Source organism: Micromonospora sp. NPDC047527, from assembly GCF_040643015.1.
Lineage (GTDB): Bacteria > Actinomycetota > Actinomycetes > Mycobacteriales > Micromonosporaceae > Micromonospora.
Genome location: NZ_JBEYTK010000007.1, coordinates 69,321 through 90,643 on the forward strand (window position 1 = coordinate 69,321; position 21,323 = coordinate 90,643).

A 21,323-nucleotide genomic window follows, 5' to 3' on the forward strand; every position below is an offset into this window, starting at 1 on the left:
CCGCTCAGGTGCGGGCCGGCCGTGGCGGGGCGTGGTGGGGCACGTACTCCTGGCCGGTGAGTTGCTGGATCGCGGCCATCACCTCGTCGGTGATGGTCCGGATGTCGCGTGGTCCGTTGATCCGGTCGGCGACGGAGATCGGCGGGCCGAACCGCAGGCTGATCGGGTGTCGGCGGGGCAGCCGGGCGTCGACGGGCAGCACCTCGGCGGTGCCGAGCACGCCGACCGGGATGATCGGCACTCCGGCGTCGCGGGCCAGTCGGGTCATGCCGGTCCGGCCTCGGTAGAGCCGTCCGTCCGGGGAGCGGGTGCCCTCCGGATAGATGGCGACGAGGCCGCCGGCACGCAGCACCGGCACGGCGGCGTCGAGGGCGCTGAGGGCCGCCCGACCGCCGCCGCGTTCGACCGGGATCGCGCCCATGCCGTGGACGATCCGTCGGTTGAGCCAGCCGCCCGGACCACGCCCGGTGAAGTACTCGGACTTGGCCCAGAAGGTGACGTGCCGGGGTGCCGCGGTGACCAGGAACAACTCGTCGGCGACGGACAGGTGGTTGCCGGCGAGGATCGCGCCGCTGTGCCGGGGCAGGTGCTCCAGCCCGTGCACCTGGGGTCGCCAGCCCAGCCGTAGGGCGGCGCCGACGGTCAGCTTGGTGAGGTCGTACAGCAGGGGCACGGGTTCTCCGGGTGGTCGGGGTTCAACTGGTGGCGGGGCCGAGGTGTGCGTCGAGTGCGGCGTGCAGCAGGGCGTCGTCGTCGGTGGTGTCGGTGGCCAGCGGCAGGCTGCCCCACGCCCAGAGTTGGGCGATGCCGTGCAGGTTGGCCCAGAGGGCGCCGGCCAGCACCGGGACGGGGGCGTCCGTCGGCCGGCGTACCTGGGCCACCAGGTCGGCCAGGTCGGCGAAGAGCGGCAGGCTCGTCTCGCGCAGCCGCAGGCGGCCGCTGGCCAGCAGGTCGTGCCGGAACATCAGCTCGAACATGCCGCGGTGCTCCGCCGCGAAGTCCAGGTACGTCCGGCCCAGGGCCACCAGTCGGGTACGCGGGTCCGGGCCGGCCTCGCGCATCGTCTGCTCCACCCGTGCGGTGAGGTCGGCGAAACCCTCGCGGGCGATGGCGGAGAGCAGGTCGACGTGGGTGGGGAAGTAGCGACGTGGGGCGCCGTGGGACACCCCCGCCCGGCGGGCGATCTCCCGAAGCGACACCGCCGACTGGCCCTCGCGCAGCACCAGGTCCACCCCGACGGCCACCAACCGGGCCCGCAGACTCGCGTCCTCCACGCTCATAGACAGTGTCTACCAGTTCGCGTAGACACTGTCTATGAGCGTGCGGGGGAGATGTCACACAGCGTCCGGCCAGGCCGGTCAGCGGATGCGGGCAAGAATGCGGTCGGCGGGGGCGGGCGGGCCGAAGTGCCAGCCCTGCGCGGCGTCGCAACCGATCGCCCGCAGCCGCTCGGCCTGCCCGGCGGTCTCCACCCCCTCGGCGGTGACCGTCAGGTCCAGCGCGTGCGCCAGCGAGACCAGCGACGCGAGAATCCGCTCGTCGGTGCGCCCGACCGCCGGCGACCGCAGGCCGGCCACGAACTCCCCGGCGACCTTCAGCTCGGTGACCGGCAGGTCCCGCAGGTACGCCAGATTGCTGTAACCGGTGCCGAAGTCGTCGATGGCGATCCGCACCCCGAGGTCGGCCAGCACCCGCAGCGCGCGTACCGGCTCCTCGGCGGTGCTCATCATCGTGCTCTCGGTGATCTCCAGTTGGAGCCGCTCCGGCGGAAGCCCGGTCTGCCGGAGCAGGGCGAGCACGTCCTGCACCAGGCCGGGCCGGTGCACCTGCCGGACGGCCAGGTTGACGCTCACGAACGGTGCCTGCGCGCCGCCGGCCGACCAGGCCTCCGCCTCCCGGCACGCCTCGGCCAGCACCCAGCCGCCCAGTTGCACGATCAGGCCGGTCTCCTCGGCCAGGCCGATGAAGCTGTCCGGCCGCAGCACGCCCAGCTCCGGGTGGCGCCAGCGGACCAGCGCCTCCACGCCGAGCAGCCGGCCGTCGCGCAGCGAGGTCAGCGGCTGGTAGTCGAGGTAGAACTCGCCACGGTCGAGGGCTGCCGGGATGGCCGCGGAGAGGGCGTACCGGGCCAGCTCGCGGCGGTTGCGCTCGGCGTCGTAGAGCGCCCAGCGCGCCCCGCCGGCCGCCTTCGCCCAGTGCAGGGTGCTGTCGGCGGCCCGCATCAGGTCACTGGGGTCGGCCCCGGCGACCTGGCGCTCGACGATGCCGATGCTCGCCGAGACCTGCAACTCGTGCCCGTCGACCGACCTCGGTGCCCGGACAGCCGCCAGAGCCGCCTCGGCCACCTTCACCATGTCGTCGGTGCCCCCGCTGCCCTCCACCAGGATGACGAACTCGTCCCCACCGAGCCGGGCCACCAGGTGCTCGCCGAGGGTCTGGCGCAACTGCTCGGCCACCATGGTCAGCAGCTGGTCGCCGACCTGGTGCCCCAGGCTGTCGTTGACGACCTTGAACCGGTCCAGGTCGAGGAAACACACCCCGACGCGCTGGGCGCCCCGACCCGGCTCGTTGAGCGCGGCGGTGAGCCGCTCGGTGAACAGCGTCCGGTTGGGCAGGCCGGTGAGCGGGTCGTGGGTGGCCTGGTGGCGAAACCGCGCCTCGCTGGCCCGCAGGGCGCGCTCGGCCTGTGTCCGGGCCATCATCGCGGCCCGGCGGATCGACTCCTGCTCGTCGAGCGTCCGGTCCCGCAAGGCGCGGGCGTAACCGGTCGCCACGGCGGCCAGCAGCCGCGCCATCCGGTCCTCGACGTCCTCGGCCACCAACCCCAGGTCACGCACGAGCCGCAGCTGGATCACCTCGACGGTACGACCCAGCCCCTCCGCGGAGGCGATGTGCGCGGCGACCAGCTCGGCGCCGACCCGGTGCCCGGCTCGCAGGTCGAACGGCTCGGCGAGCAACGCGCCGGCCAGCTGCCCGGTGAGCCGCTGCAGCAGGGCCTCGAGCTGGGCCTGGGTCATCGGCAGGTAGCTCGTGCCGGAGACCGCCTTGGCCCAGGCACGGGCGAAGGTGCCCGGGTGGGTGTCCGCCCCGGGCGACTCACTCACCGAGTCGCCCGACGCCGCCCATGAAGACCGCACGCTCGGCGTCCTCTGCGCTCTCCGGAGTGTCCGGTCGCCACTGCGGCACCCAGACCACGCCCGGGTCGACCAGCTCGAAGCCGTCGAAGAGCGCGATCAGCTCGGCTCGGCTGCGGACCGAGAGCGGATTGTCGGTGCGCTGGTAGACCCGCTCCGCCTCGGCCCGCTCGTCGGCGCTGCGTCCGTCGTCGCTGGCCTGCGACAGCACCAGGTAGCTGCCGGGGGCCAGCGCGTCGCGCAGGGTCCGCAGCAGCTCCGCCGGCCGGTCTTCGTCGGGGACGAAGTGCAGCACGGCCACGATCATCACGGCCACCGGCTGACTCAGGTCGAGCAGCTTGCGAATGTCCGGGTGGGCCAGGATCCGCTCCGGGTGCCGCAGGTCCTCCTGCACCACCACGGCGCGGTCGTTGCCGGCCAGGATCTCCCGGCTGTGCGCCACCGCGACCGGGTCGACGTCCACATAGACCACCCGAGACCGCGGGTCGATCCGCTGGGCGATCTCGTGCACGTTGCCGACCGTGGGGATGCCCGAGCCGATGTCCAGGAACTGTCGAACGCCGGCCTCGGCGAGGTGGCTCACCGCGCGACGCAGGAACGCCCGGTTGGCCTGGGCCATCAACGGCGCCTGCGGGACGGCGGCCACCATCGCCTGAGCCGCCGCTCGGTCGACGGCGAAGTTGTGCGAGCCGCCGAGGTAGTAGTCGTACATCCGCGCGACGCTCGGGCGCTCGATGTCGATGGTGTCGGGTGCCCAGTCCGGCCGCTGCATGCGCTCACCCCTTGAGTCCGCGATGCGGGCGTCGCCCGCGCGGGTATTGTGCCCCCGTCGGGACCGCCAGACCATAGCCTGCCGCAAGGTTGCCCCCAACAGCGGTCGATACGCGAAGTCCGCGCCGGCGGGAAGCGGGCGCGGACTTCGGGCGGGGCGTTCCGCTCGACGAGCGGGTGGGGGTCAGAACTTCGGGGCGTCCGGTGCCTCAAGCAGGCCCAGCCGCAGCGCGGTCATCAGCGCCTGCGCCCGGTTGGCGGCCCCGAGCTTCTCGTAGAGCTTGGAGATGTGCGTCTTGGCCGTCGACTCGCTGACGAACAGCTGCTTGGCGATGCCCGCCACGCTCATCCCGTCGGCCAGCAGTCGCAGCACCTGCCCCTCGCGGGGGGAGAGCTGCGGACCGGACGGCGCGAGTCGACGCTTCATCGCCTCGGCCAGGTCGGCGGCGGTGAACGCGCTGGGGGAGGAGGCTGCGTGCCGCGCGGCGGCCACCACCTCGTCGGCCGGCGCGGTCTTCGGCACGAACGCGCTCGCGCCGGCCTCCAGAGCCCCGAAGAGCTGGTCGTCGCCGGCGTACATGGTCAGCACCACGATGCCCATCGACGCGCTGGACTTGCGCAGCGCCCGGGTTGCCTCCAGGCCGCTGCCGTCGGGCAGCCGCAGATCCATGATCACAACGTCCGGCTGTAGGGCACCGGCCTGGCGTACCCCCTCCGCCGCCGTGGCGGCCTCACCGACGACCTCGAACTGGCGGTCGCGCTCGAAGGCGTGCCGCAGGCCCTTACGAATGAGGTCATGATCGTCGACAAGGAGGACCTTGGTGCGGGTGGCCGGTGTCGGACTTGTGGTCATCCTTGGGTTACTCCCCTTCTGATGCTGCGCTACCGCGCACGTTATCGCGCCGGGACGAGGTGCCAAGAACCACCGCCACGGTCGTGCCGCTGGGCTGCCGCGGCCTGATCTCCAACCGGCCCCGGATACGTTCCGCCCTCTCGGCCATGATCGCAAGACCGTACCGCCCGTCGGGGCGCTGGTCAGCCATCCCCTGACCGTCATCCGACACTTCAATTTGCGCGTAGGGGGGATCAACCTCACATGTGACCCAGAGGTTGGACGCCCCCGCGTGCTTGCGTGCGTTGGTCACCGCCTCCTGGGCGATGCGCAGCAGTTCGGCCTCGGTGGCGGCCGGGAGCCGAGCGGTCGACTCGTCCAGCGACAGGTGCACCCGCAACCCGCCGGAGGCACCCACCGTCCGAGCGTACTCGGCGATCGCCGCGGCCAGCCCACCCTGGCGGTCCACTTCACTGCGTAGCTCGAACAGGCTCAGCCGCAGCTCGGTGATCACCCGCGTCACCTCGGCGCGCAGCGTCCGCAGCGCCTCAGCGGTCTCGTCCGCGTCGTCGAAGACGGTGGCCAGGGCGTTGTCGATGCCGTAGCCGACCATCACCAACTCCTGTGCCACCCCGTCGTGGATCTCCCGGGCCAGCCGCTGGCGTTCCTCGTTGGTGGCCAGCGAGCGGACCTCGTCGAAGAGCAGCGCCGCCTCCAGCCGCAGCGCCGCCGGCTGGGTCAGCCCGGTCACCCGGGACACCACCGGGGGCGGGTACGCGTGCGCGGCGTCGGCCTCCAGCACCACCAACCCCACCGTGCGTACCCCGGCGACCAACGGGACGATCAGCGCGGAGACGTCACCGCCCCGGTGCGAGCGGGACTGCGACCGCGCCGCCGTCTGCGCCTGCTGACTGGCCCAGGCGTCGGCGATCGCCGAGTCCGCGTCGAGCGTCGTCTCCCAGTCCACCCGGTCCACCCCGGCCTGGGCGAGCACCACGAGCCGCCCGCCTCCGCTGGCCGACAGCACCGCGCCCCGGTCCGCCCGGGCGACCGTGCGCAACTCCTCCAGCAGGTGCTCGGAGATGCCGCCCGGGTCCAGGGTCGCGCCGGGCAGTTGCCGGGCCACCGTACGCAGCTGGGTCAGCAGCCGGGTCGCCTCGGCGTACGGCTGCGGCTTGCTCTCGGCGCGTACGGCGATCATCCGGTGCAGGGTGCTGGCGGCGTAGAGCCCGAACGTGGCCAGGACCAGCCACTGCGCGCAGACCGCGAGGTAGCCGACCTGGCCGAGCTGACGCCCGTCGCCGACCTCCGTCAACGCGCCGCTGACCAGCAGCGTGGCGGCGGCCACCACGAGCAGCGCGGCGCTCTCGGCGAAGCGGCGACGCAGCGCGGTGACGGTCACCGGCACCGCCAGGTAGGGGAGCACCGCCGAGGCGCCGAGCCCGCCGACCGTGCCGTCGGTCGACGCGACCGCGGCCACCTGGCTCGCGGCCAGCCCCAGCACCACGACCTCGGCCATCCGGCTCAGCGGCCCGATCAGCCGGTGCTGCGGGGCCAGCAGCGCGGGCAGCCCGGCGACCGCCAGCAGCGCGATCCACCACAGCTCGGCGACGTCGCTGGTGGCGAACAGGGTCAGGATCGCCACCAGCGCCAGCATCACCAGGCGGGCGGCCAGGGCAAGGGGATGCGGCTGTGGTGCGGCTGTTGTGGATGCGGGCACGTGACGGATGGTAGTCAGCCTCGATAGATATCGGCGATTTCCGCCGCGTACGTCTTGTGCACGACCTGTCGCTTGACCTTCATCGACGGCGTCATTTCACCGGTGGCCTCGGTGAAGTCCTGGGGCAGGATCCGGAAGACCTTGATCGCCTCGGCCTTGGAGACGGCCTGGTTCGCGGTGTCGATGGCGGACTGGATCTCCGCCCGCAGGGCCTCGTGCTCGCGTAGCTGGTCGACGGGGGTGCCGGGGGCCAACCCGGCGCTCTCCAGGAACGCCGGCAACGCCTCCTCGTCGACGGTGACCAGCGCCGCGATGAACGGCTGGCGGTCGCCGACGACGACGCACTGGCTGATCAGCGGATGTGCCCGGACCAGGTCCTCCAGCACGGCCGGGGCGACGTTCTTGCCCGCGGCGGTGACGATCAGCTCCTTCTTGCGGCCCGTGATGGTGAGGTAGCCGTCGTTGTCGAGCTGGCCCAGGTCACCGGTGCGGAACCAGCCGTCGGGGCTGAGCACCTCGGCGGTCGCCACCTCGTTGTGCCAGTAGCCCTGGAAGATCAGCTCGCCGGCGATCAGGATCTCGCCGTCGTCCTCGATCCGCACGGTCACGCCGGGCAGCGGCCGGCCGACCGTGCCGATCCGGGTGCCGGTGGGCAGGTTCGCGGCGGCCGCGGGCGAGGTCTCGGTCAGCCCGTAGCCCTCCAGGATCGTCACGCCGATGCCGCGGTAGAAGTGACCGAGCCGGGCGCCCAGCGGCGCGCCGCCGGAGATGGCGTCGCGGCACCGGCCGCCGAGCGCCGCGCGTAGCTTGCGGTAGACCAGCCGGTCGAAGACCGCGTGCTGGGCGCGCAGCGCCAGGCTGGGCCCGCGCTGCGTCTCCAGCGCCTCGCTGTACGCGATGGCGACCTGCTCGGCGCGGGCGAAGATGCCGCCCTTGCCGCCGGCCTCGGCCTTCTGCTTGGCCCCGTTGTAGACCTTTTCGAACACCCGGGGTACGGAGAGCACGAAGGTGGGCCGGAAGTCCTGTAGGTCGGCGATCAGGTTCTTGGTGTCGGCGCAGTGGGCCATGGTGGCGCGGGCCTGCACCACGCCGATCTGGATGAGCCGGGCGAAGGCGTGCGCCAGCGGCAGGAAGAGCAGGGTGGCCGCGCCGGCGTTGAACAGGTTCGGCAGCACCGGTATCGCGTTGGCGATGTCGGCGTACATGTTGCGGTGGGTCAGCATGCAGCCCTTGGGCCGGCCGGTGGTGCCGCTGGTGTAGATGATGGTGGCCAGGTCGCTGGCGCGGACGCCCTTGCGTCGCTGCTCCACCTCGGCCAGCTCGACGGCGGCGCCGGTGTTGACCAGTTCGTCGACCGCGCCCAGCTCGATCTGCCAGACGTGGTCCAGCTCGGGCACCCGGTCGCGTACTCCGGCGATGAGGTCGGCGTGCACGCTGGTCTCCACCACCACGGCGACCGCGCCGGAGTCGGCGAGGATCCAGGCGGCCTGCTCGGCGCTGGAGGTTTCGTAGATCGGGACGGTGACCGCGCCGGCCGTCCAGATGGCGTAATCCAGCAGCGTCCATTCGTAGCGGGTGCGGCTCATCAGCGCGACCCGGGAGCCGGGCTGGATGCCAGCGGCGATCAGCCCGCGGGCCACCGCCGTCACCTCGTCGCGGAACTGCAGGCAGGTCACTTCCGCCCAGGTGGTGCCGGTGCCGTCGGCGGACGGGGTGGCGCGGGCGAACTGGACGGCGTCCGGTGCGACCTCGGCGTTGTCCCAGACCGGATCGGTGAGGTTGGCCGCCTCGCCAACGGTGACGATCGGCGGAACAGAGAACTCGCGCACCTGCACTCCTTCGTGCTCGCACTGGCCAGGCGGCCAGCCGCCCGGGGGTGGCGGCACTGTCGAAACTACCCGGCGGGCGGAACGGATGGCACAGGCAGGATGCAGGTTGGGGCTCGTGGCGGCCGGTTCGGCGGGTGGTCGGGGGCGGCGCGGCGCGCGGGAGGTACCCGCCGGGTAGCCTTCGCCCATGGCGGACTCCTCCACCCAGTCGATCATCATCGGCGCGTCACCGGACCGGGTGGCGGCGGTCATCTGTGACTTTTCGCGGTACCCGGAGTGGACCGAAGCGGTGCGGCACGCCGAGGTGATCGAGGAGTACGAGGACGGCTACGCCAGCCAGGTGCGTTTCACCATCGACGCCGGGGTGATGGCCGACGAGTACGTGCTCGCCTATGAGTACGCCGAGGACATCTCGCGCATCGAGTGGCAGCTGGTCGCCCCCTCGAAGATGCAGAAGAGCCAGCGCGGCTCGTACGACCTGGTGGCCAACCCGGACGGCAGCACCACGGTGACCTACACCCTGGAGGTCGAGCTGTCCGTGGGGATGCTCGGCATGTTCCGGCGCAAGGCCGAAAAGATGATCATGGACACTGCGTTGAAGCAGCTCAAGCGCCGGGTAGAAACACCCGGTGCGGCGCAATGACGTGTCCGGCAGCACGGTAGGGGAGCCGAGGGTGGGGGAAACGGATCCGGGTTCGGCCCGGGAAGAGGCGGAACGGCTTGTCGCCACCCTGCTGGCGGGGGCGCGACTGGCCTCCAGCGGGGCGGCGGGTGGTGCGTTCGGCCCGTTGGGCGGGATGTTGTCCGGTGTCCTCGGTCACAGTGCCGCACCGGGCGGCGGCTCCGGCGTCGGCGGTGGTTTCGCCACCGGTTCGGCCGAATGCTGCGTCTGCCCGGTCTGTCGCGGCATCGCCGCTTTACGTGACCCGAGTCCGGAATTCGCCGAGCGGCTCGCGACCGGAGCCGGCGACCTCGCGGCCGGCGTGGCCAGCCTGCTCCGCGCGTTTGCCCCGAGCGAGTCGCCCGCGTCGTCCTCCGCGCCGACCCCGCCGGCACCTGCGGGAACGGCCGCCCCGAGCAGCGGCGGCGAGGCGCCGCAGGCCGACCCGGCCGACCGGCCCGGCACCTCCGATGACGATCACGTGTGGCGCGATGCCACCCGCAGCGGGCATGATTCTCAGCCGGCGCCGGAGCGAGATGTCTGGTCGGTCGCCACCCGGACGGCGGACGCACCCGCCCCGGCCGCCGCAGCACCCGTCGACGAGGCCGGGTCGGTGGCCGCACCGGCACCGACCAGCCGACCCGTGGTGCCCGCATCGCGGGTGCCCGACGACACCGGTGCGGACGCACCGGGCGACGTCGCCTGAGCGCGGGACAACCTGACCCGGACCGGCGTGCCGTCGGCGCGTGGGCCGGACAGCAGAGGGGAGCGGCAGCGGTGACGCTGACCATCGGAGTCGACGTCGGTGGCACGAAGGTGGCCGGCGGTGTCGTGGACGACACCGGCAAGGTCCTCGTGCAGGCCCGACGGGACACTCCCGCCGATGACGTCGGCAAGACCCGCGACGTCATCATCGAACTGGTCAGCGAGCTGGCTGCCGAGCACACGGTGGAGGGCGTCGGCATCGGCGCGGCCGGCTGGATCGACGCCAACCGCTCGACCGTGCTCTTCGCCCCCAACCTGGCCTGGCGCGACGAGCCGCTGCGCGATTACGTCAGCACCGCGGTCGGCCTGCCGGTGATCGTGGAGAACGACGCCAACGTTGCCGCCTGGGCCGAGTTCCGCTACGGCGCCGCCCGCGCCGCCGACGACTCCATGGTCATGTTCACCATCGGCACCGGCGTCGGCGGTGGCATCGTGCTCGGCGGTGAGCTGGTGCGCGGCGCGCACGGCATCGCCGCGGAGTTGGGCCACATGCTGGCCGTGCCGGACGGCCACCAGTGCGGCTGTGGGCGGCTGGGCTGCATCGAGCAGTACGCCAGCGGCAGCGCCCTGGTCCGCTTCGCCCGGGCCGGCGCCCGGCAGGAGCCGCAGCGGGCCGCCGCGCTGCTGGATCTGGCCGGCGGAGAGGCCGAGGCGATCACCGGCCCGATGGTGACCGCCGCCGCGCAGGGCGGCGACCTGGTCTCCGCCGAGGCGTTCGCGCAGATCGGCCGGTGGCTGGGCACCAGCCTCGCCGACATGGCGCAGATCCTGGACCCGCAGACCCTGGTCGTCGGCGGCGGCGTGATCGACGCCGGTGACCTGCTGCTCGGCCCGACCCGCCGCTCCTACCTCGACGCGCTCGCCCAGCGGGGCCGCCTGCCGGTGGCCGAGGTGCTCCCCGCTGAGTTGGGCAACAGCGCCGGCGTGATCGGCGCGGCCGACCTGGCCCGGCGGATCTGAGGCGGTCGGGATGGGCCAGGGCTCGGGCGTACCACTGCGGGTGGTGTCGTACAACATCCACAGCCAGCGCGACGACACCGCCGCGTTGGCGGCGGTGGTCCGGGCCGCACGGCCGGACGTGGTGATCGTGCAGGAGGGGCCGCGCCGGTTCCGGTGGCGGCAGAAGTCCGCCTCGCTGGCCGAGTCGTTCGGCCTGGTGGTGGCCGCCGGCGGGCTCCCCGCGTTGGGCAACCTGCTGCTGACCAGCTTGCGCGTCCAGGTGTCGGGCACCAGGTGTCAGCGCTTCCCGCTGACCCCGGGCCGGCACCTGCGCGGCGCCGCGTACGCGCAATGCCGGGTCGGCGACGCCCGGTTCACCCTCGCCGGCTCGCACCTGTCCACCGACCCGGCCGAACGTCCCGGGCAGGCCGCCGAGTTCAAGCGGGGGCTGGACGCGGCGAGCGGCCCGCTGGTGGTCGGGGCCGACCTGAACGAGGGGCCCGACGGGCCGGCCTGGGCCACGGTGGCGCACGGGTTGACCGACGCGGCGGTCGCGGCCGACCGGGCGGACCGGCTCACCTACTCGTGCGCGGACCCGCGCCGACGCATCGACGCGCTCTTCGTCGACCCACGGATCGCCGTGGTCGACTACGACGTGGTGGACACCCCGCAGACCCGGCGGGCCAGCGATCATTTTCCGGTCCTGGTGGACCTGCTGCTGCCCAGCTCCGGCTGACGCCTCGCCCGCAGGACCCGCCGATCGGTCCGCGTCGGGGCTGGACATCCGGCTCCGATGTGGGGAGGATTTCGCGGCGACCGGCACCCGTGCCGCACAAAAGGAGATGTCCCGGTGTCCACCTCCACCGACCACGGCCGGCCCGACCCGGAGGCGACCCCGTCCGCGCACAGTCGCGACGACCGCCCGCTCTCCGACCGGGGCGACACGGTCTGCGTCATCGGGGCCGGGGCCAGCGGCCTGACGGCCATCAAGAACCTGCGTGAGCACGGCTTCGGGGTGGACTGCTACGAACGGGAGACCGGGGTCGGCGGCGCCTGGAACTGGCGGCACGACCGCAGCCCGGTGTACGCCAGCACCCACCTGATCTCGTCGAAGCCGTTCACCCAGTTCCCCGACTTCCCGATGCCGGACTCCTGGCCGGACTACCCGCACCACAGCCAGCTGCTCTCGTACTTCGAGCGGTACGCCGACCACTTCGACCTGCGGTCGCACATCTGGTTCGGCACCGAGGTGGTGCGGGTCGAGCCCGCCGAGGGGGACCGCTGGGACGTGACCACCCGATCCACCGGCGGGTACGGGCCGGAGCGCACCTCCCGCTACGCGGCCGTGCTGATCGCCAACGGGCACAACTGGTCACCGAAGCTGCCCCGCTACGAGGGGCTCGAAGAGTTCCGTGGCGAGATCATGCACGCGTCGTCCTACAAGGACCCGGCGCAGTTGCGCGGCAAGCGGGTGCTGGTGGTCGGCGCCGGCAACACCGGGTGCGACATCGCCGTCGAGGCCGCGCAGCAGGCGTCGCTTTGCTGGCACTCCACCCGGCGCGGCTACTGGTACGCCCCGAAGTACGTCCTCGGTCGCCCCGCCGACCAGGTCAACGACTCCCTGCTGGCGCTGCGGGTGCCGCGGCGGGTACGCCAGTGGCTCTACCACTGGACGCTGCGGCTGACCGTGGGCGACCTGACCCGTTTCGGCCTGCCCAAGCCCGACCACCGGGTGTACGAGACGCACCCGATCGCCAACAGCCAGCTCGTCTACTACGTGGGCCACGGCGGGATCGGCCCGGTGCCCGACGTGGCTCGGTTCCACCCGTACGCGGTGGAGTTGGCCGACGGCCGCGAGATCGACCCCGAGCTGGTCATTTTCGCCACCGGCTACCTGCCGCGCTTCGAGTTCCTCGACGCATCGGTGTTCGGTGACAGCGCCGGCACGGGCCGGCCCACGCTGTGGCTCAACGCCTTCACCCCGGGGCATCCGACGCTGGCGGTGGCCGGCCTGGTGCAGCCGGATTCGGGGATGTTCACGCTGGCGCACTGGCAGACGGTGCTCTTCGCCCGGCTGCTGCGGGCTCGGCGGGACCGACCGGAGCGGGCTGCGGCGTTCGCGCAGCGGACGCGTGACCGGGCCGGGGAGCGCTACTCCGGGCAGGTCAAGGAGAGCAGCCGGCACTGGTTCGAGGTCGGCCACGCCGACTACCTGCGCGCCGTCCAGCGCGCCCTACACGACCTGGAGGGCAAGTGAGCGCGAGGAGTGAGCTTGCGAGCCCCGCAGTCGCGAACGAAAGGCTGGGCCGGTGAGCGCGAGGAGTGAGCTGCGGATCATGCGGGGCCGGGAGTGGTCCCGTCCGGTCCGGCCGGCGCGGCGTGAGGTGGTCAGCGCCGTTCCGGAGCTGGAGCAGGGGCGGCCTCCGTTGCTCTTCGTGCCGGGTTTCGGGCACGGCGCGTGGGCGTTCGCCGAGCACTGGTTGGGGCACGCCGCGTCACGGGGCTTTCCGGCGTACGCGATGAGTCTGCGGGGGCACGGCGGCAGCGAGCCGGCGCCGGAGGCGACGCTGCGGGCGTACGCCCACGATGTGGTCCAGGTGGCGGCGGGCCTGCCGCGCCAGGCGGTGCTGGTGGGGCACGGCGCCGGGGCGTTGGTGGTGGCGCACGCGCTGGCCCGCTACCCGGCGCGCGGCGCGGTGCTGGTGGCGCCGGTCTTCGGCGGCTGGGGGATGTTCGGGACGGCGGTGCGTCGCAACCCGGCCGGCACGCTGCCGGCGGTGTTCGGGGGGCCGCTGCGGCTCAGCCGTGGGCAGCTGTTCAGCCGCGAGTTGCCCGACGAGGAGGCGCGGCGGTACACGGCGCGGCTCGGCCGGGCGGGCCGGCGGGCGCAGTGGGCGCTGCTGGGCGAGCCGGAGGCGGAGCCGCCGGTGGGTGCGCCGCCGGTGCTGGTGCTGGGCAGCCCGGACGACCGGGTGGTGCCGTCGTCGACGTTGACCCGGGTGGCTCGCCGCTACGGTTCGGCGCCGCTGCTCTTCCCCGGGATGGGGCACGACCTGATGCTCGACGTGCGGTGGGCGGAGCCGATCGACGCGATCCTGGACTGGTTGGAGAAGGAGCCGGTGGCGCGCTGAGCGAGCGGCGGCCGCGGGTCAGCCGGTGGTGTGCTGGGTGGCCCGGTCGGCGGGCCGGGGCACCCGGGCGGTGCCGTCCGGGGGGCCGTCGGTGCTGGTCAGGCGACCGACCAGGGCGCCGTTCTCGTCGAGGGCGCTGAGGTAGGAGCGGGCCCAGGCTCGGATGTCGTGCTCGTGCAGGTGGGCGCGCATGGCCCGCATCCGTTCGGTGACGTCGGTCGGGCTGGCCCGCAGGGCCGTGCACAGCGCCTGCTTGAGCCCTTCCAGGTCGTGCGGGTTGACGAGGTAGGCCTGGGAGAGTTCGGCGGCGGTGCCGGCGAACTCGCTGAGCAGCAGCGCGCCCGTGTCGTCGACCCGCGCGGCGACGTACTCCTTGGCGACCAGGTTCATCCCGTCGCGCAGCGGGGTCACCGCCATCACGTCTGCGACCCGGTAGAGCGCGGCCAGCTCGGCCCGGTCGAAGGGCTGGGTGAGGTAGTGGATGGCCGGTTCGCCGACCCGGCCGAACTCGCCGTTGATCCGGCCCACTTCGCGTTCGATCCGTTCGCGCAGGATCTGGTACTGGCCGACGCGTTCCCGGCTCGGCATGGCGACCTGGACGAGCACCGTGTCGCGAACCTTCACGTCGCCACTGGCGAGCAACTCGCTGTAGGCCTTGAGCCGCTGCTCGATGCCCTTGGTGTAATCCATCCGGTCCACGCTGAGGATGACCTGCCGGGGGTCGCCGAGGTCCTGGCGGAGCCGGCGGGCCCGGGCGGCCACCTCGGGGCGGGCGGCGAGGGCGGCCATCTCGGTGGTGTCGATGGAGACGGGGAACGCCCCGATGCGGACCACCCGGTTGTCGATCCCGATCCGGCGGTCGGTGGCGGGCAGTTCCAGCACCCGGGTGACGAGTTGGGCGAAGTTGTGCGCGGCCTGGGCGCGCTGGAAGCCGACCAGGTCGGCCCCGAGCATGCCCCGCAGCAGCTCGGCCCGGCGGGGGAGCTGCATGAACAGCTCCGGCGGCGGGAACGGCACGTGCAGGAAGAACCCGATGCGCAGGTCGGGTCGCAGGGCGCGCAGTTGCCCGGGGACCAGTTGCAGGTGGTAATCCTGCACCCAGACCACCGCGCCCGGCTCGGCCACCTCGGCGGTCGCCTCGGCGAAGCGCTGGTTGACCCGCTGGTAGGCCTCCCACCACCGGCGGTGGTGTTCCGGCTGCTCGACGGCGTCGTGGTAGAGCGGCCAGAGGGTGGCGTTGGAGAACCCCTCGTAGTGGTCGCGAAGGTCTTCGTGGCTGAGTGGGACGGTGTGCATCCGAACGCCGTCCACGTCCGGCAGCGTGGGGGCCGGCCCGGTGCCGCCGGCCCAGCCGACCCAGGTGGCCGGGGTGTGTCGCAGCAGCGGGTGCAGCGCGCTGACCAGCCCACCGGGGCTGCGGCGCCACTCGCAGGCCCCGTCCGGCGCCTGGTTGTCGTCGATGGGGAGGCGGTTGGCCACCACCACGAGGGAACTCTGTCGCATCTCGGGCATTCCGATCAGCAGAGGACTGACCGCCACGAGCAAGGAAAAACCGGTCAGTCAGCGGGGGAAGTGACGTACAGCGGTATTCCTACTGACCGTAAGTTACACCATTGTTACGCCCCGGGCGGGGCGAGGTCGTCCCGGGATGCGGTCGGGCGTCAGACGACGGCGCCGTTGCCCGGATCGTCGTCGTCCTCGTCACCGGGGCGCAGTCGCCAGATCAGCGTGACGAAACCGGCCAGGATACCGGTGAAGCCGAACAGGGTGACCGCCGAACGGTCGATGGGGAGCAGCCACGGGAAGAGGAAGAGCACGAACCCGACGACCACCGCGAGCGTGCCGATCACCGCGTACTTGGAGAACCGGGGCAGCGGCGGCGGTGGCGGCGGGTGGTAACCCTCGTCCTCGTCGTCGTCGGGCAGGTCGGCGCCGAAGGTGTCCAGCCCGTCCAGCAGCGACGGCTCGTCCGGCCGGGGGCCCCGCCCGACCGAGATCCCGGAGAAGTCGGTGGCCGACGGCAGCCGGCGGACGTCGGTGGCGGTCGGCCCGGCCTCGTCGGTGCCGGCACGGGCGAGTGGCCCGGCGGCCGGCTCGTCCCGGGTCTTGCGGTCGTCCCGGTCGTCGACGTCCTCCGCGGCCGGCCACGGGTGGTCGCCGGCCGTCGAGGCGGTGTGGAAACCGGCCACGATCCGGGCCCACTCGGCGTCGATGTCCGGCTCGTCGCGGGCTGGGGGCTGCTCCGGGGCCGTCTCGTCGGCGAGCTGGGTGAGGTAGTCGCGTGCGGTGGTCAGGTGCGACCGGTCGACGTAGAGCCGGTCGACCGGTCGGGCCGGAACGGTGGTGGTGCGGGTGACCGGGTTGAGGTCGGCAGACGGTTGCAGGTAGGCGGCTATCCCGCCGGCGGCCAGCACGTCGAGCAGGTGCTCGCCGACGCGCGGATCGACGTCGCCGACGACGGCGTACTCGCTCGCGTCGAGCCCGTTGTCCCGCCGTCCCCGGCGGGCCCCACCCGCTGACACCCGGACATCCTCCTCAACGCGCCGTGCGGCGCGGCCGGCCCTGCCCCCTCGGCGTCCGTCCGCACGCCGTGCTCTGAATCGTGACACGTCAGGGGTCGGTTCCGGGAGTGCGTTGTGTCGCGTCTTCCAAAGTCACGGCCACTGCCGCAGGTCGCGGCAGGGCTCCAATGTCCGTTCTTGCGCGACAAGTGCTATCTCGATGATCGTTGACGCGGGCAACTCGACACGCCGAGCCCGCCCTGCCGGGCTGTCATCGAACGGGACCGGGGAGGCGCACGTGGCTGCTGATGAGTACGAGGAACTGGACATTCCGCCGCAGTTCCAGACCTTCGCCGACCGCCACCACCTGGAGTACCGGCAGACGCCACCCGGTATCGCCCTCTATCTGGGCCTCGCCGCGATTTTCGTGGGGGCGCTGTTCAGCGCGGCCCCGAAGGTCGCCGACGACCGGATCATCGGTTACCTGATGCTGGGCGGCGGCGCCGTGCTCCTCGTCGCCTCCCGGGTGCTGCACAGGCGCAAGCGACGGCGGGAAGATGCGCTGTACCGCGAATACCTACAGTGGAAGGAGGAGCAGGGCGGGTAGCCGTGTGCGAGGTGCCCACTTGGTCCGTTGTGGTGCGGCTCCGGGCTTCGTAGGCTCGACCGTGACGGGCGACGCTTGCGGGCATGGCGCGCCGTCGCGGGCCCACCACGGGAAAGGACGCCGGTGCTCTACTGGCTGCTGAAGTACGTCATCCTCGGTCCGCTGCTCAAGCTGATCTTCCGTCCGCAGGTGGAGGGTCTGGACAACGTGCCGGCGACCGGCCCGGTGATCCTGGCCAGCAACCACCTCTCCTTCTCCGACTCGATCTTCACCCCGCTGATCACCCGGCGGAAGGTCACCTTCGTGGCCAAGGCCGAGTACTTCACCGGAAAGGGGATCAAGGGCTGGCTGACCAGGATGTTCTTCGTCGGCACCGGCACCATCCCGGTGGACCGCTCCGGCGGCCGGGCCGCCCGCGCCGCCCTGGACACCCAGTTGCAGGTGCTGCGCGCCGGGGGAGTGGCCGGCATCTACCCCGAGGGCACCCGCTCCCCGGACGGGCGGCTCTACCGGGGCAAGACCGGGGTGGCCCGGCTCGCGTTGGAGAGCGGCGCGGTGGTGGTGCCGGTGGCGATGCTCAACGCCGACCAGATCCAGCCGCCCGGCAAGCTCATCCCCAAGATCGCCCGGGTGCGGATCCGCTTCGGCGCCCCCCTCGACTTCTCCCGCTACGAGGGGATGGCCGGTGACCGGTTCGTCGAGCGCGCGGTCACCGACGAGATCATGTACGAGCTGATGGAACTCTCCGGCCGCGAGTACGTCGACATCTACGCGCAGAAGCTCAAGCAGCTCGCCCCCGCGCCGGTGGCCGCCTGACCCACGCTCAGCAGGCCACCGCCGGCCCGGTCGGGCTGATCGGCCGCCCGGCCAGCGCGAGCAGACCCGGGGCGTTGTTGCGCAACGCGAAGGTGCCGACCTCGGCACGCGCCACCCGGGCGGCTGCCGGCTCGCCGGCCCGGGTCAGCTCGGCCGCCGCGAGCGCCAGCGCCAGCGCCCGGTCACTGGCGTCCGGGATCCGGCCGTACGTCTCGGCGGCGGCCAGGTGCAGCTCGGCCGCGCGCCGGTGGTCGCCGTCGGCCGCGGCCACCGCCGCCGTCACGGTCCGCAGCGCCGCCTCCGACCACGGCGTGCGATGACCCACCCGGTCCAGCATCGCCCGGACCCGCACCGAGGCGTCCCGCCCGGCCAGGGCGGCGGCGTACGCGGCAGCGGCGATCCACTCCCCGCTGGCCAGGGCCGGCACCTCCGACCAGGACCGATCCAGCTCGTCGATCAGCTCCGCCGCCTCGGCGCCACGGTCCTGCAACGCCCGGCAGAGCGCCGCCATGCCCAGCATCGTCCAGCGCAGGCGGTGGAACCCGCTGCGTCGCGCGGTGTCCAGCGCGTCGACCAGGTCGCTCGGATCATCGTCGTCGCGCAGCACCAGCAGGCAGCAGCGCAACCCCCGCACCTGCATGTCCCAACTGCCGGTCGGAGTGTCCACGAACGCCTCCGCCGCCGCGAGCAGCCGGCCGAAGTCACCCTCGAACCAGGCCCGCATCGCCTCCGCCGAATAGCTGGTGGTCAGCGTCTGGCCGCTGGCCGTCCGGGCCGGCGCTGCCGAGAGCAGGGCGTCCGAGCGCAGCCAGTCACCCTCCTCGCGGATCGCCCAGGCGAGGTTCTGGGTGGCCCGGGGCAGCGCGAGCAGCTGACCGGCCCGCGCGAACTCGACGACCGCGTGCAGCTCGTCCAGGCCGATCCGGTCGCCGGCCTGGTAACGGGCGGTGGCGGCGGTGATCCGGGCGTTGGTGCGGGTCTCGGTCAGGCCCAGCCGCTCCGCGATCTCCGCCGCCGTGTCGGCCGCCGCCACGGCCAGGTCCCGCTCGTAGTTGAGCATGTGCAACCGGCCCAGCTCGGCGTACGCGTCGGCCTTCTGCGAGGTGTCCGGCAGCGGCTCGAACAACTGGACCGCGCGGTCGAGGCAGACCAGCGCGTCGGCGCGGTCGGCGCGCAGCCAGGCCGCCTGGCCGAGCAGCGTCCACGCCCGGGCGGCGCAGGCGTCGTCGCCGTGCGCCAGCAGCCGGTCGGCGAGCGCGTGCACCTGCTCGGGCCCACCGCCGGAGAGGAACCCGTTGCCGTCGCGGTAGAACGAGATCTCCGTGCTGAGCAGCTCCAGTTGGAGCCGGCCCACCGGGTCACCGTCGTCGGCCAGGCCGAGCGCCCGGCCCGCGTGGCTCGCCGCCGCGTCCAGCCCGTGCAGGGCGTACGCCCGGCGGGCTGCCCGGTGCAGCGCCTGCCGCGCCGGCGCCGCATAACGGCGGACCTGCATGCCGAGCGAGCGGGCGATCTCGTGGGCCGCCCAGCGGTGGTGGGCGAGCACCTCCGCCAGGTCGGTGTCGCGGCTGTGCGACAGCGCGTCGAGCCAGTCCGCCGCCCGCTCGTGCCGCGCGACCCGCTCGGTGCGCGGCAGCCGCTGGTAACAGACGTCGCGCACCAGCACGTGCCGGAACCGGAACTCCGCCTGCCCGGCCATCGTCGACGCCGCCTGCTCGTGCACGAAGTCGCGCTGCTCCAGGCGGCGGAGCGAGCGTTCGACCGACTCGACCGGCTGCCCCAGCGCCGCCGCCACCGCACCCGGCCAGAACTGCACCCCGACCACCGAGGCGGCCAGCAGCACCGCCCGGTCCTTGGCGTCCAGCAGGTCCACCCGGTTGGCGATCACCGCGTGCACGCTCTCCGGCATGGTTAGTTCGAGCTGCTTGTCCAGCGACCACCCCCGCCCGGACTGGCGCAACGCGCCCTGCTCGATCAGCATCCGGACGTACTCGTGGGCGTAGAGCGGATTGCCGCCGGCCACCTCGATGAGCGGGCTGAGCATGTCGGCGGAGAACGCCGCCTGGCCGAACAGGTGCGCGTACAGGGCGGCGATGCCGGTGTCGCGTAGCGGCGGCAGGGTGATGGTCACCGAACCGGTGATCGTGCCGGCCCAGCTCGGATCCCGGTCGACCAGCTCCGGGCGGGCGGTGCAGAGCAGCAGCAGCGGCACCTCCCGGGCCGCCGCCCCGAGCAGCTCCACGAAGCGCAGCATCGCGTCGTCGGCCCAGTGCAGGTCCTCGAAGACCAGCACGGTGGGGCGCCGGGCGGCCAACGCCAGCAGGAAGCGCCGCCACGCGGACTCCGCCTCCTCGGCCGGCAGCGGCGTGCCGGGCAGCCCGACCAGCGGGCGCAGGGCGTCCACCACCCGGTCCCGTTCGCCCGGCCCGATCAGCTCACCGACGGCGGTGGCCAACCGCTGGGCCGCGCTGCCGGCCGGGTCGGTGTCCAGGATGCCGGCCTCGGTCTTGACGATGTCGGCGAGCGCCGCGAACGTGACGTTCTCCCCGAACGGCGGGCATCGCCCGGTCCGCCAGGTCAGGGGCTCGTCGACCAGCCGGCCGGTGTGCCGGTAGAGCTCCCGCAGCAGCCGGCTCTTGCCGATGCCGGCTCGGCCGAAGATCGTCACCACCTGCGGCAGCCGGTCCCGCAGCGACCGGTGCAGGGCGTTGACCAGCATGCCCAGCTCGTGCTCCCGGTCGACCAGCGGCGTGGTGTCCGGCTCCCGATCGGTGGGCTGGCGGCGCAGCGGAGACAGGGCGAGCCACACCTCGGTCGGCGACGACCGACCGCGCAGCGTGACTGGGGGCTGCTCCTCGTAGCGGATGGCGTCCTTGGTCAGCGCGTGCGTGTTGCCGCAGACCAGCACTCCGCCCGGCGGCGCGACGGACTGCATCCGCGAGGCGGTGTTCACCACGTCGCCGGCCACGATCGCCTGCCCGCCGTCGCGGGCGGCGGCCACGTCGACCAGCGCCTCGCCGGTGGCCACCCCCACCCGGAACCGCAGCTCGGTGCTGCCGGTCGGCGCGAACCGGGTGAGCACCCGTTGCAGCTCCAGCCCGGCGCGTACGCAGCGCAGCGCGTCGGTCTCGGTGGCGATCGGCGCGCCGAAGAGCGCCATCACAGCGTCGCCGATGTACTTCTCCACCACCCCGCCGTACTGGCCGACGACCCGGCGGGCGGCGGAGAAGAAGCCGGTCTGCATGCCACGGACCTGCTCCGGGTCGGCCCGCTCGACGTACGGGGTGAAGTCGATCAGGTCGACGAAGAGCACACTCACCCGCCGGCGGTCCTCCTGGGGGGTGACGGCGGCGGGTCGGTCCGCTCCCGGCCGAGGCGACCCGCACGAGGTGCAGAACGTGACGTCCGAGGCGAGCGGGCGCAGGCAGTGGGGGCAGACGGCGCCCAGCTCGGCGCCGCAGCCACCGCAGAAGCGGTCGCCGTCGGCGGCCGTGCGTCCACAGCGCTCACACTGCGCGGCGATGACACCCTCCACTGGCGGACCGGTCGACGCCAAGGGCGTCCCGTCAGACGGAGTATCACCGTCGGGACCGCTGTCGGGTACCGGCCTGTTGGCTTGT

Annotated in this window: 18 protein-coding genes; 8 read left to right on the plus strand and 10 right to left on the minus strand. The window is 73.0% G+C overall.

The window, feature by feature from the left end; genetic code table 11:
* Nucleotides 1-4: 4 nt before the first annotated feature.
* The 7 genes from ABZ808_RS24795 to ABZ808_RS24825 all read right to left on the minus strand — a co-directional run bounded on the left by ABZ808_RS24795 (nt 5) and on the right by ABZ808_RS24825 (nt 8,286).
* Nucleotides 5-673, minus strand: a complete 669-nt coding sequence (locus ABZ808_RS24795; RefSeq protein ID WP_357010862.1) for a lysophospholipid acyltransferase family protein — start codon at nt 671-673, stop codon at nt 5-7.
* Between the two features lie 22 nt (nt 674-695).
* Complete coding sequence (locus tag ABZ808_RS24800; protein WP_357010864.1) at nt 696-1,280, minus strand: TetR/AcrR family transcriptional regulator; 585 nt, start codon at nt 1,278-1,280, stop codon at nt 696-698.
* Between the two features lie 78 nt (nt 1,281-1,358).
* Entirely contained in the window at nt 1,359-3,017 is a 1,659-nt protein-coding gene (locus ABZ808_RS24805; RefSeq protein ID WP_357011225.1) for a bifunctional diguanylate cyclase/phosphodiesterase, read from the minus strand.
* A 79-nt stretch (nt 3,018-3,096) separates the two neighbouring features.
* Complete coding sequence (locus ABZ808_RS24810) at nt 3,097-3,906, minus strand: SAM-dependent methyltransferase (protein WP_357010866.1); 810 nt, start codon at nt 3,904-3,906, stop codon at nt 3,097-3,099.
* Between the two features lie 183 nt (nt 3,907-4,089).
* Nucleotides 4,090-4,758, minus strand: coding sequence for a response regulator transcription factor (locus ABZ808_RS24815; RefSeq protein ID WP_007072219.1), 669 nt, complete (start codon nt 4,756-4,758; stop codon nt 4,090-4,092).
* A gap of 7 nt (nt 4,759-4,765) precedes the next feature.
* Complete coding sequence (locus ABZ808_RS24820) at nt 4,766-6,457, minus strand: GAF domain-containing sensor histidine kinase (protein WP_357010868.1); 1,692 nt, start codon at nt 6,455-6,457, stop codon at nt 4,766-4,768.
* A 14-nt stretch (nt 6,458-6,471) separates the two neighbouring features.
* The gene (locus ABZ808_RS24825; protein WP_357010870.1) at nt 6,472-8,286 is read right to left on the minus strand and encodes an AMP-binding protein; all 1,815 of its coding nucleotides are present in this window, start codon (nt 8,284-8,286) and stop codon (nt 6,472-6,474) included.
* 187 nt (nt 8,287-8,473) lie between these two features.
* On the opposite strand from ABZ808_RS24825, the gene ABZ808_RS24830 reads away from it, so the two are divergent.
* The 6 genes from ABZ808_RS24830 (at nt 8,474) to ABZ808_RS24855 (ending at nt 13,782) form a co-directional block, all read left to right on the plus strand.
* Complete coding sequence (locus ABZ808_RS24830) at nt 8,474-8,929, plus strand: SRPBCC family protein (protein ID WP_357010872.1); 456 nt, start codon at nt 8,474-8,476, stop codon at nt 8,927-8,929.
* 31 nt (nt 8,930-8,960) lie between these two features.
* Nucleotides 8,961-9,653, plus strand: a complete 693-nt coding sequence (locus ABZ808_RS24835; protein WP_357010874.1) for a hypothetical protein — start codon at nt 8,961-8,963, stop codon at nt 9,651-9,653.
* 71 nt (nt 9,654-9,724) lie between these two features.
* A complete protein-coding gene (locus ABZ808_RS24840) occupies nt 9,725-10,672 on the plus strand; it encodes an ROK family glucokinase (RefSeq protein WP_357010876.1) in 948 nt (315 codons plus the stop codon).
* A gap of 10 nt (nt 10,673-10,682) precedes the next feature.
* A complete protein-coding gene (locus ABZ808_RS24845) occupies nt 10,683-11,387 on the plus strand; it encodes an endonuclease/exonuclease/phosphatase family protein (protein WP_357010878.1) in 705 nt (234 codons plus the stop codon).
* A 114-nt stretch (nt 11,388-11,501) separates the two neighbouring features.
* Nucleotides 11,502-12,908 carry an NAD(P)-binding domain-containing protein gene (locus ABZ808_RS24850; RefSeq protein WP_357010880.1) on the plus strand — a complete coding sequence of 469 codons (1,407 nt, stop codon included), beginning with the start codon at nt 11,502-11,504 and terminating at the stop codon, nt 12,906-12,908.
* Between the two features lie 79 nt (nt 12,909-12,987).
* Nucleotides 12,988-13,782 (plus strand): alpha/beta fold hydrolase, encoded by a 795-nt coding sequence (locus ABZ808_RS24855; RefSeq protein WP_357011227.1) that lies wholly within the window; start codon nt 12,988-12,990, stop codon nt 13,780-13,782.
* 18 nt (nt 13,783-13,800) lie between these two features.
* Here the strand turns inward: ABZ808_RS24855 and ABZ808_RS24860 are convergent, their stop codons facing one another.
* Both ABZ808_RS24860 and ABZ808_RS24865 read right to left on the minus strand, forming a co-directional pair.
* Nucleotides 13,801-15,285, minus strand: a complete 1,485-nt coding sequence (locus ABZ808_RS24860; protein WP_357010882.1) for a trehalose-6-phosphate synthase — start codon at nt 15,283-15,285, stop codon at nt 13,801-13,803.
* 158 nt (nt 15,286-15,443) lie between these two features.
* Complete coding sequence (locus ABZ808_RS24865) at nt 15,444-16,304, minus strand: DUF308 domain-containing protein (RefSeq protein WP_357010884.1); 861 nt, start codon at nt 16,302-16,304, stop codon at nt 15,444-15,446.
* Nucleotides 16,305-16,581: 277 nt separating this feature from the next.
* On the opposite strand from ABZ808_RS24865, the gene ABZ808_RS24870 reads away from it, so the two are divergent.
* A complete protein-coding gene (locus ABZ808_RS24870; RefSeq protein WP_357010886.1) occupies nt 16,582-16,890 on the plus strand; it encodes a hypothetical protein in 309 nt (102 codons plus the stop codon).
* Nucleotides 16,891-17,013: 123 nt separating this feature from the next.
* Complete coding sequence (locus ABZ808_RS24875) at nt 17,014-17,706, plus strand: lysophospholipid acyltransferase family protein (RefSeq protein WP_357010888.1); 693 nt, start codon at nt 17,014-17,016, stop codon at nt 17,704-17,706.
* Nucleotides 17,707-17,713: 7 nt separating this feature from the next.
* On the opposite strand, the gene ABZ808_RS24880 is transcribed toward ABZ808_RS24875, so the two are convergent.
* Nucleotides 17,714-21,238, minus strand: a complete 3,525-nt coding sequence (locus tag ABZ808_RS24880) for an adenylate/guanylate cyclase domain-containing protein (RefSeq protein WP_357010890.1) — start codon at nt 21,236-21,238, stop codon at nt 17,714-17,716.
* Nucleotides 21,239-21,323 lie beyond the last annotated feature (85 nt).

Coding starts and splice junctions, on each gene's coding strand:
- ABZ808_RS24800 (WP_357010864.1), bottom strand. CDS start 1,280: ATGAGCGTGGAGGACGCGAGTCTGCGGGCCCGGTTGGTGGCCGTCGGG.
- ABZ808_RS24805 (WP_357011225.1), bottom strand. CDS start 3,017: ATGACCCAGGCCCAGCTCGAGGCCCTGCTGCAGCGGCTCACCGGGCAG.
- ABZ808_RS24810 (WP_357010866.1), bottom strand. CDS start 3,906: ATGCAGCGGCCGGACTGGGCACCCGACACCATCGACATCGAGCGCCCG.
- ABZ808_RS24815 (WP_007072219.1), bottom strand. CDS start 4,758: ATGACCACAAGTCCGACACCGGCCACCCGCACCAAGGTCCTCCTTGTC.
- ABZ808_RS24830 (WP_357010872.1), top strand. CDS start 8,474: ATGGCGGACTCCTCCACCCAGTCGATCATCATCGGCGCGTCACCGGAC.
- ABZ808_RS24845 (WP_357010878.1), top strand. CDS start 10,683: ATGGGCCAGGGCTCGGGCGTACCACTGCGGGTGGTGTCGTACAACATC.
- ABZ808_RS24855 (WP_357011227.1), top strand. CDS start 12,988: ATGCGGGGCCGGGAGTGGTCCCGTCCGGTCCGGCCGGCGCGGCGTGAG.
- ABZ808_RS24860 (WP_357010882.1), bottom strand. CDS start 15,285: ATGCGACAGAGTTCCCTCGTGGTGGTGGCCAACCGCCTCCCCATCGAC.